Source organism: Bacillus sp. AFS029533 (assembly GCF_002585125.1).
GTDB classification, from domain to species: Bacteria; Bacillota; Bacilli; order Bacillales; family Bacillaceae_G; genus Gottfriedia; species Gottfriedia luciferensis_B.
The window spans coordinates 1-14124 of record NZ_NUQC01000066.1 but is presented as its reverse complement, the minus strand read 5'-3'; the positions used below and the strand labels follow the sequence as shown (position 1 = coordinate 14124).

The 14124-nt window shown below is 35.1% G+C and carries 12 protein-coding genes, 1 pseudogene and 2 other annotated features (1 of these 15 only partly in view); of the genes and pseudogenes, 10 read left to right on the top strand and 3 right to left on the bottom strand.

Going from position 1 to position 14124, the window contains the following annotated elements:
- Positions 1-100: a sequence feature (ribosomal protein L20 leader region), on the top strand; it begins 27 nt to the left of the window's first position.
- Positions 101-174: 74 nt separating this feature from the next.
- From infC to rplT, 3 genes are read left to right on the top strand one after another with little or no spacing between them, the layout of a single operon-like run.
- Positions 175-678, top strand: a complete 504-nt coding sequence (gene infC, locus COE53_RS22690; RefSeq protein WP_069034593.1) for a translation initiation factor IF-3 — start codon at positions 175-177, stop codon at positions 676-678.
- Positions 679-701: 23 nt separating this feature from the next.
- Positions 702-902 (top strand): 50S ribosomal protein L35, encoded by a 201-nt coding sequence (rpmI, locus tag COE53_RS22685; protein ID WP_025568429.1) that lies wholly within the window; start codon positions 702-704, stop codon positions 900-902.
- Positions 903-944: 42 nt separating this feature from the next.
- Positions 945-1301 carry a 50S ribosomal protein L20 gene (rplT, locus tag COE53_RS22680; protein WP_025568430.1) on the top strand — a complete coding sequence of 119 codons (357 nt, stop codon included), beginning with the start codon at positions 945-947 and terminating at the stop codon, positions 1299-1301.
- A gap of 180 nt (positions 1302-1481) precedes the next feature.
- Here the strand turns inward: rplT and COE53_RS22675 are convergent, their stop codons facing one another.
- Both COE53_RS22675 and COE53_RS22670 read right to left on the bottom strand, forming a co-directional pair.
- Positions 1482-2303, bottom strand: coding sequence for an MBL fold metallo-hydrolase (locus tag COE53_RS22675; RefSeq protein WP_025568431.1), 822 nt, complete (start codon positions 2301-2303; stop codon positions 1482-1484).
- A gap of 122 nt (positions 2304-2425) precedes the next feature.
- The gene (locus COE53_RS22670; RefSeq protein WP_025568432.1) at positions 2426-3496 is read right to left on the bottom strand and encodes a nitric oxide synthase oxygenase; all 1071 of its coding nucleotides are present in this window, start codon (positions 3494-3496) and stop codon (positions 2426-2428) included.
- 204 nt (positions 3497-3700) lie between these two features.
- Here COE53_RS22670 and COE53_RS22665 point away from each other — a divergent pair, with 204 nt between their 5' ends.
- The 3 genes from COE53_RS22665 (at position 3701) to COE53_RS22655 (ending at position 8254) form a co-directional block, all read left to right on the top strand.
- Complete coding sequence (locus COE53_RS22665) at positions 3701-4792, top strand: M42 family metallopeptidase (protein ID WP_483295443.1); 1092 nt, start codon at positions 3701-3703, stop codon at positions 4790-4792.
- 515 nt (positions 4793-5307) lie between these two features.
- Positions 5308-6510, top strand: a complete 1203-nt coding sequence (locus COE53_RS22660; protein ID WP_025568434.1) for a quaternary amine ABC transporter ATP-binding protein — start codon at positions 5308-5310, stop codon at positions 6508-6510.
- 4 nt (positions 6511-6514) lie between these two features.
- Positions 6515-8254 (top strand): glycine betaine ABC transporter substrate-binding protein, encoded by a 1740-nt coding sequence (locus COE53_RS22655; RefSeq protein ID WP_025568435.1) that lies wholly within the window; start codon positions 6515-6517, stop codon positions 8252-8254.
- Positions 8255-8324: 70 nt separating this feature from the next.
- Here the strand turns inward: COE53_RS22655 and sspI are convergent, their stop codons facing one another.
- On the bottom strand, positions 8325-8534 hold the full coding sequence (sspI, locus tag COE53_RS22650) for a small acid-soluble spore protein SspI (protein ID WP_025568436.1): 210 nt from the start codon (positions 8532-8534) through the stop codon (positions 8325-8327).
- Between the two features lie 103 nt (positions 8535-8637).
- On the opposite strand from sspI, the gene COE53_RS22645 reads away from it, so the two are divergent.
- The 4 genes and pseudogenes from COE53_RS22645 to COE53_RS22630 all read left to right on the top strand — a co-directional run.
- Entirely contained in the window at positions 8638-9387 is a 750-nt protein-coding gene (locus tag COE53_RS22645; protein WP_098948766.1) for a TrmH family RNA methyltransferase, read from the top strand.
- A 130-nt stretch (positions 9388-9517) separates the two neighbouring features.
- Positions 9518-9763: a binding site (T-box leader), on the top strand.
- Between the two features lie 56 nt (positions 9764-9819).
- Positions 9820-10854 (top strand): phenylalanine--tRNA ligase subunit alpha, encoded by a 1035-nt coding sequence (pheS, locus tag COE53_RS22640; RefSeq protein ID WP_098948765.1) that lies wholly within the window; start codon positions 9820-9822, stop codon positions 10852-10854.
- Between the two features lie 18 nt (positions 10855-10872).
- Complete coding sequence (pheT, locus tag COE53_RS22635) at positions 10873-13287, top strand: phenylalanine--tRNA ligase subunit beta (protein WP_098948764.1); 2415 nt, start codon at positions 10873-10875, stop codon at positions 13285-13287.
- A 255-nt stretch (positions 13288-13542) separates the two neighbouring features.
- A pseudogene (locus tag COE53_RS22630) lies at positions 13543-14124 on the top strand (collagen-like protein); the annotation flags it as partial.

Sequence of the window (14124 nt, the reverse complement as noted above, 5' to 3'; positions counted from 1 at the left end):
ACCTGGATGACGCTACAAGCTGTTATCAGGTAACAGAATCATTAATTACTTTGATACTGTCAGTGTGGGTGTATTTATATACCCACACTTTTTTGTTGGGTTATGATTGCTTCAACGAAACAAATTAAGATCATTCTTACAATACCTTGGAGGTGTTTTACTATTAGCAAAGACATGATGGTAAACGATGGAATTCGTGCTCGTGAAGTTCGATTAATTGGTCCTAACGGAGATCAACTTGGAATCAAGACAAAACAAGAGGCTCTTGAGTTAGCTTCGAATGTTAATCTTGATCTAGTGATGGTAGCACCAACGGCAAAACCACCTGTATGTCGTATTATGGACTACGGAAAATTCCGATTCGAGCAACAAAAGAAAGACAAAGAGAGCCGTAAAAACCAAAAAATTATTAGCATGAAAGAAGTTCGTTTAAGTCCTACAATTGATGAACATGACTTTAACACAAAACTTCGTAATGCAATTAAGTTCTTAGAAAAAGGCGATAAAGTTAAGGCGTCTATTCGCTTCAAAGGACGCGCTATTACGCATAAGGAAATTGGACAACGAGTACTTGATCGTTTCTCAACTGCTTGTGCAGAAGTTGCAACTGTTGAGTCACATCCAAAAATGGACGGTCGTAGTATGTTCTTAGTCTTAGCACCTAAAAACGAAAAGTAATTTATTTGAGGAGGAAACACGATATGCCTAAAATGAAAACTCACCGTGGTTCAGCAAAACGTTTTAAAAAGACTGGATCAGGTAAATTAAAACGTGGTCGTGCTTACACAAGCCACTTATTCGCTAACAAATCTACAAAAGCAAAACGTAAATTACGTAAAGCTTCATTAGTAAGCAAAGGCGATTTCAAACGTATCCGCTTTATGCTTACAAACATGAAATAAGAACGATAAACGTATTAGATAGATATCTAGGAGGGAAACAATATGCCAAGAGTTAAAGGCGGTACAGTTACACGCGCTCGTCGTAAAAAGGTTATTAAATTAGCAAAAGGTTATTACGGTTCTAAACATACATTATTCAAAGTTGCAAACCAACAAGTTATGAAATCATTAATGTATGCTTACCGTGACCGTCGTCAAAAGAAACGTGATTTCCGTAAATTATGGATCACTCGTATCAACGCGGCTGCTCGTATGAACGGACTTTCTTACAGCCGTTTAATGCACGGATTAAAATTAGCAGGTATCGAAGTTAACCGTAAAATGTTAGCTGACCTAGCTGTTGCTGACGAAAAAGCATTTGCTGAATTAGCAAACGCTGCAAAAGCTAACTTAAAATAATTCGTTTAAAAAATCCTTAACATTTGTTAAGGATTTTTTTCACTTTAAAGGATAAATTGGCAACGAGGAAGTTAATTCGACGTGGTATCCAATTTTAGGAATAAAGTATAAGTGCAACTAAACCTCTGTCTTCGCCTTTAGGCTTGCCAATAGGCAAGTTTTCTTTATTTTAATAATTTTTTAAACGAAACTAAATTCTTTTTTCATGTTAGTAACGTTTGATTCATGACAATATTTTGTGAAACCAGATGGAAATGAAAACTCTTTTTCTAACGAATTTATTTCTGTCTCATTATTATTCTGTACAGCTTTTTGAAGTCTTTTTAAGTAACTTCTACCTAGCTCAATTCGAGTAGCAATCTCTTCTATATTTGATGAAACTTGACCGTGGCCTGGAACTAACAATGAGAATTCAAACTTACTAATTAGTTCTTCTGCCTTATCTAATGTATTGTAGTAACTTTTTACACTATCAAATACAATCGGAAGTTCAAAATCAGATAAATAATCCCCTGTAACCCATATACCTAAATTTTCAATATAAAGGAATAAACCATCTTTAGTATGTCCAGGAGAATGATAAAATCTTAATGTTGTTTGTCCGATTTTAATTTCCTGGCCATCTTCACTAATAATTAAATCAATTTTTGGAAATTGTATTGGCTGAGCATAATTAATATAATTATCATTGTAAAATTGACGGATTTTTGATAGTTTAATCTCTTTTTCAGGATGGTTATGTAAATTTTCACTACCAATCGTTTTAGCGTTAGGAAATGCATAATAACCTATAATGTGATCAAAATCTCCATGTGTAAAGTATAAATAAATTGGTCGTTCATTTTTAATTGATTCAACAAATTCCTTTATTTCATTGATTTCATGCGGTAACCAAGTTGGATCAACAATAATGATACAATCGTCGGTTGCTACAACGGTTGAATTTGTTTGAAATAATGCACTTTGAAATACAGTAATATTGTCATTTTGATATAAAATCATTTTGAATTACTCCTTTAATTTTTAGAAAATTATGTTGATACTTAATATTGTATCAAATAATAGAAAAAACCTTAATGAATTAACTACAAATGTGTAGTTCATTAAGGTTATAACTATAATGATTATCTTGGAAAGAAATTTGGCTTAACAATTGTATCATCGTATCGTTTATGAAAAACATGGGTTGAAGCAGGCGACATAGGCGGAATTAACCACTTCCAATTACCCGTTAATTCACGGCCACATGATTCTTCTTGTTTTTCAAATTGGAGAAATTGCTGTGCGGCAGAATGATGATCAACAATACTAACACCATTTTTTTTATATGAATATAAAACGGCAATATTTAATTCAACTAATGCACGATCTTTCCAAAGTGTACTGTTTCTATTTGTATCTTGGCCGATAATTTTTGCTACTTTCGGCAATAGATTGAAACGAAATTCATCAGCAAGATTTCGAGCACCGATTTCCGTTCCCATATACCATCCATTAAATGGGGCAGCACTATAAGATATACCACCAATCTCTAAAATCATATCTGATATCATCGGAACAGCATACCATTTAGTATTTAGAGGGGAAAAATCATATTCAGGATGTTCGATAGGTACTTCGAGTACAAATTCATTTGGGATCGTAAAATAGTTTGGTTCATGATTGTCTAAGGAATAAACAATGGGCAAAATATCGAAGTTAGTACCATTTCCTTTCCAACCAAGACTCTCACATGCCTCTGTAAATTCAATCGATTTTGGGTCTCCAATTATTCCATTTTCTGTTTCGTAGCCAGCATAGCGTATCAGCTGGTGATTATGGATTTTAAGAGTGTTATTTGTTCCTAGATTTGGTTTGAAAATTGTAATTGTAGGTAGAATCTTACCTGAATTTGTTGCATAGCTTATATGATGTAATATTTCGTGCTCTATACTTTTATCATCGTTAATATGGCGAGCATCTAAAACATGAAGCTTATCCCAAAATAGTCTACCGATACAGCGGTTGCTATTGCGCCACGCCATTTTCGCGCCGTGCTCTAATTCCTCATAAGTATGAGTGTAAAAACCAGTATCTCGAATTTCAGCTTCGATACTTTTTAATCGTTTTTCTATTTGATCGGATTTATCGAGTTCCTTATAGCATTGTGATATAAAGGAAAATGCTTCTTTATATAAAGCGGAAGTTGTTATCATATTAATCTCCAGATGGTTAATTTTAAAAAAACTAGTAATTATTTATAAGCTTCATTATTATACCCCACAAACAATTAGGAGAAAATTAATATAAAATTTATATGTTTTAATACGAGGGCTGAAGAACTATCTAAAAATTTTGTCAAAAGGAATCCCAAATTGTATAATGTTATATGTACATAATCTTATTTAAAAAAAGGATGGATGAGTTTGTCTACTTTAGATGCAAAGTTACAAATGTTAAAAGAACTAACAGATGCAAACGGCGTAGCTGGATTTGAACATGAACCACGTGAAGTAATGAGAAAATATATTACACCACTTGCTGATGAGGTTGTAACTGATAATTTAGGAAGCTTAATAGCAGTTAAAACCGGAGACCCAAATGGTCCAAGAATTAAAGTTGCTGGACATCTTGATGAAGTGGGATTTATGGTTACACAAATTGATGACAAAGGATTTTTACGTTTTCAAACAATTGGTGGCTGGTGGGCACAAGTAATGCTTGCTCAGCGTGTTACCATTTCAACAAAAGAAGGTAATATTACAGGTATTATTGGTTCAAAACCGCCTCATATTATGAGTGCAGAAGCAAGAAGAAAAGTAGTAGACATTAAGGATATGTTTATTGATATCGGTGCTTCAAGTAAAGAAGAGGCATTAGAATTTGGCGTTCGTCCTGGAGACCAAGTTGTTCCATATTTTGAATTCCAAACGATGAAAAATGAAAAATTATTATTAGCAAAAGCATGGGATAACCGTATCGGTTGTGCTATTGCAATTGACGTTTTAGAACAATTACAAGGCCAAGCACATCCAAATATTGTATTTGGAGTTGGAACAGTACAAGAAGAAGTAGGACTTCGTGGTGCAAAAACATCTACATATAAAGTTGAACCAGATATAGGTTTTGCATTAGATGTCGGTGTTGCAGGTGACATGCCAGGTGTATCTGAAAGAGAAGCACAAGGTAAATTAGGCAAAGGCCCACAAATCGTTCTATATGATGCATCAATGGTGTCTCATAAAGATTTACGTGAATTTGTAGTAAATGTAGCAGATGAAATTGGAATTCCATATCAATACGAATCGATGCCTGGCGGAGGAACTGACGCTGGTTCAATGCATATTACTATGAAAGGTGTTCCAGCATTAGCAATCACAATTCCAACGAGATATATTCATTCTCATTCTGGTATCCTTCATCGTGATGACTATGAAAATACAGTTAAATTAATCGTAGAAGTAATCAAACGATTAGATCGCGAAACAGTGGAGCGTTTAACATATAACTAAGAAAATCAATCCCTCATTTATTGAGGGATTTTTTTTTATAGTACCTTATGAAGCTCTTATGAGAAACTAAATTACACCATCTGCCTTTTTTACATCCTCATGAATCTTACTTGATAAAGTTAATTTTCATATCTCCGAAAAAACCTTATTTATAAAGGGTTTTTTTGCTTCTTCTACTTACCTAACCAACCTGATATTCCCACTTTTTCCTTCTTTAACGTTATCGAACTGAAACAAATTGTATTATTCCTATAACTTGTTTGAAATAGTTTTGTCATATCTTATTGTTATCATGAATGCACGCTTTTCAAATAAGGATACTCGGAAATATAGTTTGAAAAATGGTTTCTTACGGAATTTTTTAAAGCTAATAAATAAAATTTAGACTCCAATTTTGTAGATGGAGTTTTTAAGGAGCCAAGACTTAAATAGTACTTGGCTGATTTTTTTTATAGGGAGAATCCTTATTTCATAGATAGAGAAGCAAAATAAATAAAAAGTTTTGAGGTGAGTTAATGAAAGCGAAAGTTAAAGTGAAAAACGTAACAAAGGTTTTCGGTAAGTCTCCTAAGAACGCCATAAAGTTACTAGAAAAGGGTTATTCAAAAAAGCAAATATTAGAGCAGACAAACTCAACAATCGGGGTAAATAATGCAAGCTTTGAAATATTCCCGGGTGAAATTTTTGTTGTAATGGGACTGTCAGGTAGTGGTAAATCGACTTTGATTCGAATGCTCAATCGATTAATTGAACCAACTACTGGACAAATCTTAATCGATGATGAGGATATTGTAAAAATGAATCCTCAGCAGTTAAGAGATGTTCGTCGTAAAAAAATTAGTATGGTTTTTCAAAATTTTGCTCTGTTCCCACACAAGACAATTCTTGAAAATACAGAATATGGTTTAGAAATACAAAATATTTCACAGGAAGAAAGAACAGAAAAAGCTCTGAAGTCATTAGAAATTGTAGGCTTAAAAGGATATGAGCATCAGTTCCCATCACAATTAAGTGGTGGTATGCAACAACGTGTTGGCCTTGCAAGGGCACTAACAAGTGACACGGATATTTTATTAATGGATGAAGCATTTAGCGCGCTCGATCCATTAATTCGTAAAGATATGCAGGACGAATTATTAGAACTGCAAGAGACGATGAAAAAAACGATTATATTTATAACACATGACCTTGATGAGGCCCTTCGAATTGGAGATAGAATTGCTCTAATGAAAGATGGTAACATCATGCAAATTGGTTCTCCTGAGGAGATCATGGTAAATCCAGCCAATGAATATGTTGAACGATTTGTAGAAGATGTAGACCTATCAAAAGTTTTAACGGCGGCTCATGTGCAGAAGCGTGCTGAAAGAATTACGCCTGACCGTGGACCACGTGTAGCTTTACAAGTAATGCGAGACCAAGGATATTCAAGTATATTTGTTGTTGATCGTAGACAAAAGCTGCTTGGAGCCATTACTGCTGATGATGCTTCAAATGCGCTTATTAAAAATAAATCGGTAGAGGAAGCTATGCAGAAGGAAATTGTGTCTGTTTATGAAGATACTTTATTAACGGATGTAATTGGAGCACTTGCAACATCTGTACTACCATTAGCAGTTATAGATAAAAATGATCGATTAAAAGGTGTCATTATCCGTGGAGCAGTAATCGGTGCATTAGCGGGTAAAACAGACGATTTAAATATAAAGGGAGGTTAAATATATGGGTATTCCAAAAATTCCGTTAGCAGAATGGATTGATAAAATTGTCGATCTAATTATTAAAACGTTCCATCCTCTATTTGGCGCAATAACCAACATCACAGAAACCCTTTTAAATAACCTTGTTAAAGTTTTAGGACTTGGCCCATCTATTATTCTAATAATATTAATTTCATTACTTGCTTTTTATACAAGTAGGTGGACAGTTGGTCTGTTTACATTACTTGGCTTGTTATTAATCGATAATCTTGGACTTTGGGATGCTACAGTTGAATCGTTAGCATTGATCTTATCATCAATCGTTATTACGGTTGTAATTGGAATTCCTTTAGGGATTTGGACGTCGCAAAACGATCGAGTAAAACAAGTGATTACACCAATACTAGACTTTATGCAAACAATGCCAGCATTTGTCTATTTAATTCCAGCAATTCTCTTTTTCGGAATTGGTGTAGTTCCTGGTATTTTAGCTTCTGTCATTTTTGCAATTCCACCAACAATTCGATTAACGAATTTAGGTATTCGAGAGGTTCCAAGTGATTTAATAGAGGCATCTAATGCTTTTGGATCAACAACGTGGCAAAGACTCTTTAAAGTACAGCTACCTTTAGCAGCACCTACAATTTTAGCTGGTATAAATCAAAGTATTATGCTTGCATTATCGATGGTAGTTATTTCATCACTAGTAGGAGCTCCAGGATTAGGGGCAGAGGTTTACCGTGCTGTAACTCAGATTAAAGTAGGTGAGGGCTTTGAGGCAGGTATATCAATTGTTATCGTGGCAATTATTCTTGATCGAATTTCACAAAACCTTCGTCAACCTGCTTATGGGAAAAAATTTGCTAAAAAATATGTTTATGGATTTACTTTATTAATCTTTTGTATTTCGGCCATATCAGTTGCCTTTGCAGGTGGCAAGGATCAAAAAACAGCTTCAAATAAAATAGGTTCTCAGGTTAATTTTGAGATTACCGGAATTGATCCAGGAGCTGGGTTAATGAAAGCAACTGAAAAAGCGATGAAGGATTATGATTTAAAGGATTGGACTCTAAAAGAAGGATCTTCAGCAGCAATGACTGCTGAATTGAAAAAAGCGTATGAAAATAAGGAACCTATAATCGTTACAGGATGGACACCACACTGGATGTTTTCAAAATATAAATTAAAGTATTTAGAAGATCCAAAAGGGTCATTTGGTAAGGATGAAGAAATTCATACAGTGGTTAGAAAAGGATTAAAAGAAGATGCTCCTGGTGCGTACAAGATTTTAGATAACTTTTCATGGAAACCATCTGATATGGAAGAAGTGATGAGTAATATTCAAGACGGTGCAAAACCTGAAAATGCAGCGGCGAAATGGATTAAAAAGCATCAAGATCAAGTAAATAATTGGACGAAAGATGCTTCAAAAGGAAATGGCGAAAAAATTAGTCTCGTTTATGTTTCATGGGAATCTGAAGTTGCCAGTACAAATGTGATTGGAAAAGTACTTGAGAATCAAGGATATGACGTTACATTAAAACAAGTCGAGGCAGGACCGATGTTTGCTGGTATCTCAGATGGAAGTGCTGATGCAATGGTCGCAGCTTGGCTTCCGACAACTCATCAAGATTACATGAATGAGTACAAAAAACAATTGGTTGATCTTGGGCCGAATTTAAAAGGGACAAAATTAGGCTTAGTCGTCCCAAAATATATGAAGATCAATTCAATCGATGATTTAAAAGGTAAAACAAAATAGCAAAAATAAAAGGACTAACGAAAAGTTAAAAACTTTCGTTAGTCCTTTTCTATGTTTATAACAGATTAGATTACTGACTTACTCCATTTTCTAAAACTGTAAGTAGTTCATGCTTTTGATTTTCTGACGCGTGATTCCAAAAAACTTCGAGAAGTACACCTAAACCTGGCAATACTTTTTCCTCGCCACTTTGAATAGCATCTACAATTGTTGCTTCTAATTGATCACTTTTATTACCTGAAATATTGTGAAGAACTGCTCCGCGAATATTAAAATTCATTTGGATTCTCCTTTCATATTAAGCTTTATGTAGTATTTGTAAACGGAAACGATTTTATGTATGATAAACTCATATGAGATACGATGAAAGGTAAAGGAAACTTATGAAACAAATTGATTCCATACAAAATAATTCTGTTAAGGCTTGGAAAAAGCTACATACAAAAAAAGGAAGAGATAAAGCTAAACAATATATCGTAGAAGGTTTTCATTTAGTCGAGGAGGCAATTAAGCATGATGCACCGATTCTTCATTTATTAATTAGTGAAGAGATTGACTTACCTTCTAATTTTTCATCAGGGTCATTTGACATTACGTATATATCTAAAGAGGTTTGCAAAGAATTAAGCGAAACGGAAACATCTCAAGGTATTTATGCAATTATTGAATTTTCTTTTGTAAGAATTGATTTTGAGAAAGTGTCAAAGTTATTACTAATTGATGAGGTTCAAGATCCGGGGAATGTTGGAACAATGATTCGAACAGCGGATGCTGCTGGTTTTGATGGGGTTATTTTAGGTTCAGGTACAAGTGACCTATATAATGCTAAAACAATTCGATCCACCCAAGGATCATTATTCCATTTACCAATATTACGTGGTGATTTAGTTGAAGCAGTTTCTAATTTGAAAGATAAAGGAATAACTGTTTACGGAACTTCTCTTCAAAATGCAAAACCATTTAATGAAGTAAATGTTACAAATCGTTTTGCCATTATTGTAGGAAATGAAGGAAAAGGTGTGAATTCAACATTACTTTCATTAACTGATGAAAATCTATATATACCGATTTATGGTAAAGCGGAATCATTAAACGTTGGTATTGCAGCAGGGATCCTAATGTATAGCCTGTGAAAAAATATAGAAGGCTCATTCGAGCTTTCTAGGTCAGTAAAAATGATTCAAATCATTTAGTAAATAATTCTGTTGAGCAGTTGCATTAATTGTAAAAAATCAATATAATTAATTAAGAAAATTTAATACATAAAAAGCTTTGACAGAGAATAGTAAATTTGAATCTCTATTTAGGGAAAAGGTGCCGTAGACTGTAAGCACTTTTATAGTAGACCAAATTGAATTCACCTCTTGAGCTAGCGCCGGGACCATTTTTGAATGTAAAGGCGACTCGGTCTATCTAAGTAGATCGTTATATGAATGAAGTGAGCAGTTAGTTTCTGTAACATAATAACTGTTAATTAGGGTGGTACCGCGATCAATCCTCGTCCCTTTTTTGGGAGCGAGGTTTTTTTATGTTTAAATTTATGAATTTGAATAGGAGGATTATTCATGCAAGAGCGTTTAGTTTCTTTACAAGCAGAAGCGATTAAGCAAATAGAAGAAGCAACAGATTTAAAAGCATTAAATGAAATAAGAATTGCCTATCTAGGAAAAAAAGGTCCGATTACTGAGGCAATGAAAGCAATGAAGGATTTATCTCCTGAAGAGCGCCCAAAAATGGGGGCTGTTGCTAATGAAGTACGTGCGGCAATCCAAGAAAAACTTGAAGCAAAGCAAGTTGTATTAGAACAAAATGCAATTAATGAAAAATTAGAAAGCGAATCAATTGACGTAACACTTCCAGGAAGACCAGTTCATGCAGGTGGAGCTCATCCATTAAGAGCGGTTATTCAAGAAATTGAAGATTTATTTATTGGAATGGGATATGAGATCGCAGAAGGTCCAGAAGTAGAAAAGGACTATTATAATTTCGAAGCATTAAATTTACCAAAAGGTCATCCAGCTCGTGATATGCAGGATTCATTCTATATTTCTGAAGAAACATTAATGAGAACGCATACTTCACCTGTTCAAGCTAGAACAATGGAAGCAAACGTGGAAAAAGGACCAATTAAAATAATTTGTCCTGGAAAAGTTTATCGCCGTGATGACGATGATGCTACTCATTCTCACCAATTTATGCAAATAGAAGGACTTGTAATTGGTGAAAACATTTCAATGAGTGACTTAAAAGGTACTTTACAGCTTTTTGCGAAAAAAATGTTTGGTGAAGATCGTGAAATTCGCTTACGCCCAAGCTTCTTCCCGTTCACTGAGCCTTCAGTAGAAATGGATATTTCTTGTATGAAATGTGGAGGGAAAGGCTGTAACATGTGTAAGCACACTGGATGGATTGAAATTTTAGGTGCGGGAATGGTTCATCCGAACGTACTTGAGATGGCAGGATATAATCCAAAAGAAGTTCAAGGATTTGCTTTCGGTATGGGTCCAGAACGTATTGCATTATTAAAATATGGTATTGATGATATTCGTCATTTCTATACGAACGATATAAGATTCTTAAAGCAATTCCAACAAATGTAAGGTAGGAGGGGACAAAAGATGTTTGTATCAACAAAATGGTTACAAGAATACGTTGATTTAAGTGGTGTAACACCAGACGAGCTTGCAAAATTAATAACAAAAGCAGGTATTGAAGTTGAAGGTGTTAATCATCTTTCAGAAGGAATTAAAAATGTAGTTGTTGGTTATGTAATGGAACGTGAACAACATCCAGAGGCAGATAAATTATCAAAATGTACTGTTGATGTTGGAGAAGAACAACCAGTACAAATTATTTGTGGCGCACCAAATGTTGCTAAAGGTCAAAAAGTAATCGTAGCAAAGGTAGGCGCTGTTTTACCGGGGAATTTCAAAATTAAAAAAGCAAAATTACGTGGAGAAGTTTCTGAAGGAATGATTTGCTCTCTTCAAGAGTTAGGAATTGAAGGCAAAGTAGTTGCAAAAGAATTCTCAAATGGCATTTTTGTTTTACCAAGTGATGCAGAAGTAGGAGCAGACGCATTAGACGTATTATATCGTGATGATGCAGTATTAGAACTTGGTTTAACACCAAACCGTGCTGATTGCTTAAATATGATTGGTGTTGCCTATGAGGTAGCTGCAATTTTAGATCGTGATGTGAAACTTCCAGCGATTAGCGCACAATCAGCATCAACTGCTGATTATGTTTCAGTTTCAATAGAATCAAAAGAAGATGCACCATATTATAGTGCTAAATTAGTTAAAGGTGTAAAAATTGGTCCTTCTCCATTATGGATGCAAGCTCGTTTAATGAGTGCTGGTATTCGTCCGATTAATAATGTGGTTGATATTACGAACTATATTTTAATTGAATATGGTCAACCTTTACATGCGTTTGATTTTAATAAATTAAATAGTAATCAAATTATCGTTCGTCATGCGAAAGAAAACGAAAAGATCGTTACACTTGATGGTGAAGAGCGTACATTACAGCCACATAATTTAGTAATCGCAACTGAGAAAGAAGCTGTAGCAGTTGCAGGTGTAATGGGTGGTCAAAGTACTGAAGTTGATGTGGATACTGTAGACGTTTTAATTGAATCAGCTGTTTTCAGAGGTCAAAGTGTTCGCCAAACTTCAAAAGACCTAGGCTTACGTAGTGATTCAAGTGCTCGTTTTGAAAAAGGTATTGATGCTTCTCGTACATTGCCTGCTTCTGAACGTGCTGCTCAGTTAATGGCTGAACTAGCTGGTGGAACTATTGAAGAAGGTACTGTAATTGCCGACAATTTAGTTGAAGCTGCTAAAAAAGTATCAGTTTCTGTAAGTAAGATTAATGGTGTACTTGGTACATCAATTGATGCTGAGACAGTAAAAGATATTTTCCGTCGCTTAAGATTAGATGCTACTGGAAATGGTGAAGTATTTACAGTTACTGTACCAAGTCGTCGTGGAGATATCTCAATAGAAGAAGATTTAGTTGAAGAAGTAGGAAGACTATATGGCTATGATCATATTCCTGCTACTTTACCAACAGGTGTTGCTAGTCGTGGACAATTAACACCTTATCAAGCAAAACGTAGAAAAATTCGTCAGTATTTACAGCATGCAGGTCTTTACGAGGCTGTAACTTACTCTCTAACTAGCAATAATAAAGTAAAACGCTTTGCACTAGAAACAGTAGATGCAGAACCTGTACGTTTAGCATTACCTATGAGTGAAGAACGCAGTGAGCTACGTTTCAGTTTAGTACCACATTTATTAGATGCTATTTCCTATAATGTTGCACGTAAAGAAGAAAATGTTCAACTATTCGAAACAGGCTCTGTATTCTTAACAAAGGAAAAGAACGATCTTCCTCATGAAGAAGAATATTTAGCAGGAGCATTAACTGGTTTATGGTTGCAACATGCTTGGCAAGGCGAGAAAAAAGCTGTGGATTTCTATGTTGTAAAAGGTATTTTAGACGGTTTATTTAATGAATTAGGTTTATCAAATAAAATAACTTATCTTGCTTCTAAAAAAGAAGAATTACATCCAGGACGTACAGCAAGTATCTTATTAAACGGAGAAGAAATTGGTTTTATCGGTCAAGTTCACCCTGTTACTCAAAAAGAGTGGGATCTTAAAGAAACATATGTATTCCAATTATCTCTTGAAAAGTTATTAAATACTGAATTTGATGATATTTTATATAATGCAATTCCTCGTTTCCCATCAATGAACCGAGATATGGCATTAGTAGTTGAATCAAAAGTATTTGCTGGTGATATTTTATCTACAATTCGTTCAACTGGTGGAAGACTTCTAAAGGATGCTACAATCTTTGATTTATACGAAGGTGATAAGATGGAAGCTGGTAAAAAATCAGTTGCCTTCTCATTAACATATTTCGATCCAGAACGCACTTTAACAGATGAAGAAGTAACTAAAGCTCATTCAAAAGTTTTAAAAGCTGTAGAAGAAACACATAATGCTCAATTACGTGGGTAAATAATTGATATAATTAATGTAAAAAAAACCAAATTCTTTTTTTAGAATTTGGTTTTTTTGTGCTGTAGGTATACCTGGATTTCCTATTTTTAACCAATATGAATAAAAAAGTATTTAAGGTTAGAATTATTATATTAAAATAATAATGAATTTGTACATGTTTTTTGACTCATTTTTTTGATAATAATGAACCAATTTGTCCTTTTTTTATACTATAAATTGTACAATTAAAATTTTTTTGAGAGGTGTATTTTTTTGCCACTACCACCAATTCCACCACTACCACAACAACCATCAGAAGAACCAAATCAATCAGATACTACACAAAGCACAGAACAATCAGAGTTATTACAACAAATTTCTTCATTCCTTCCAAGACCAGTAATGGGTCCAACAGGTCCAACAGGAGCTACAGGTCCACGCGGTCCTGAAGGTCAACAAGGTCCTCGTGGAGAAAGAGGTAAACGAGGAAAAGAAGGGGAAGATGGAGACAGAGGTCCAAGAGGTCCAATTGGTCCAATGGGTCCAATGGGTCCAATGGGGCCAATGGGACCAGCAGGAACTCCGGGTACTGCAGGAGCAACAGGAGCAACAGGTCCAGCGGGAGTTACAGGTCCTTCAGGAGGCCCAGCAGGCCCAGCAGGAACACCAGGAGCAGCGGGAGCAACAGGTCCACAAGGAATCCCAGGTCCAGCAGGAGCAACAGGCTCAGCAGGTCCAGCTGGAGTTCCAGGAGCAACAGGTCCAGCAGGTCCACAAGGGTCACCAGGTCCACAAGGAGCAACAGGCCCAGCGGGAACACCAGGAACACCAGGAACACCAGGAGCGACAGGCCCA

Bases quoted from the DNA above. Each gene is read 5' to 3' on its own strand.
- infC (WP_069034593.1), top strand. From the start codon at position 175: ATGATGGTAAACGATGGAATTCGTGCTCGTGAAGTTCGATTAATTGGT.
- rpmI (WP_025568429.1), top strand. From the start codon at position 702: ATGCCTAAAATGAAAACTCACCGTGGTTCAGCAAAACGTTTTAAAAAG.
- rplT (WP_025568430.1), top strand. From the start codon at position 945: ATGCCAAGAGTTAAAGGCGGTACAGTTACACGCGCTCGTCGTAAAAAG.
- COE53_RS22675 (WP_025568431.1), bottom strand. From the start codon at position 2,303: ATGATTTTATATCAAAATGACAATATTACTGTATTTCAAAGTGCATTA.
- COE53_RS22670 (WP_025568432.1), bottom strand. From the start codon at position 3,496: ATGATAACAACTTCCGCTTTATATAAAGAAGCATTTTCCTTTATATCA.
- COE53_RS22665 (WP_483295443.1), top strand. From the start codon at position 3,701: ATGAGTTTGTCTACTTTAGATGCAAAGTTACAAATGTTAAAAGAACTA.
- COE53_RS22660 (WP_025568434.1), top strand. From the start codon at position 5,308: ATGAAAGCGAAAGTTAAAGTGAAAAACGTAACAAAGGTTTTCGGTAAG.
- COE53_RS22655 (WP_025568435.1), top strand. From the start codon at position 6,515: ATGGGTATTCCAAAAATTCCGTTAGCAGAATGGATTGATAAAATTGTC.
- sspI (WP_025568436.1), bottom strand. From the start codon at position 8,534: ATGAATTTTAATATTCGCGGAGCAGTTCTTCACAATATTTCAGGTAAT.
- COE53_RS22645 (WP_098948766.1), top strand. From the start codon at position 8,638: ATGAAACAAATTGATTCCATACAAAATAATTCTGTTAAGGCTTGGAAA.
- pheS (WP_098948765.1), top strand. From the start codon at position 9,820: ATGCAAGAGCGTTTAGTTTCTTTACAAGCAGAAGCGATTAAGCAAATA.
- pheT (WP_098948764.1), top strand. From the start codon at position 10,873: ATGTTTGTATCAACAAAATGGTTACAAGAATACGTTGATTTAAGTGGT.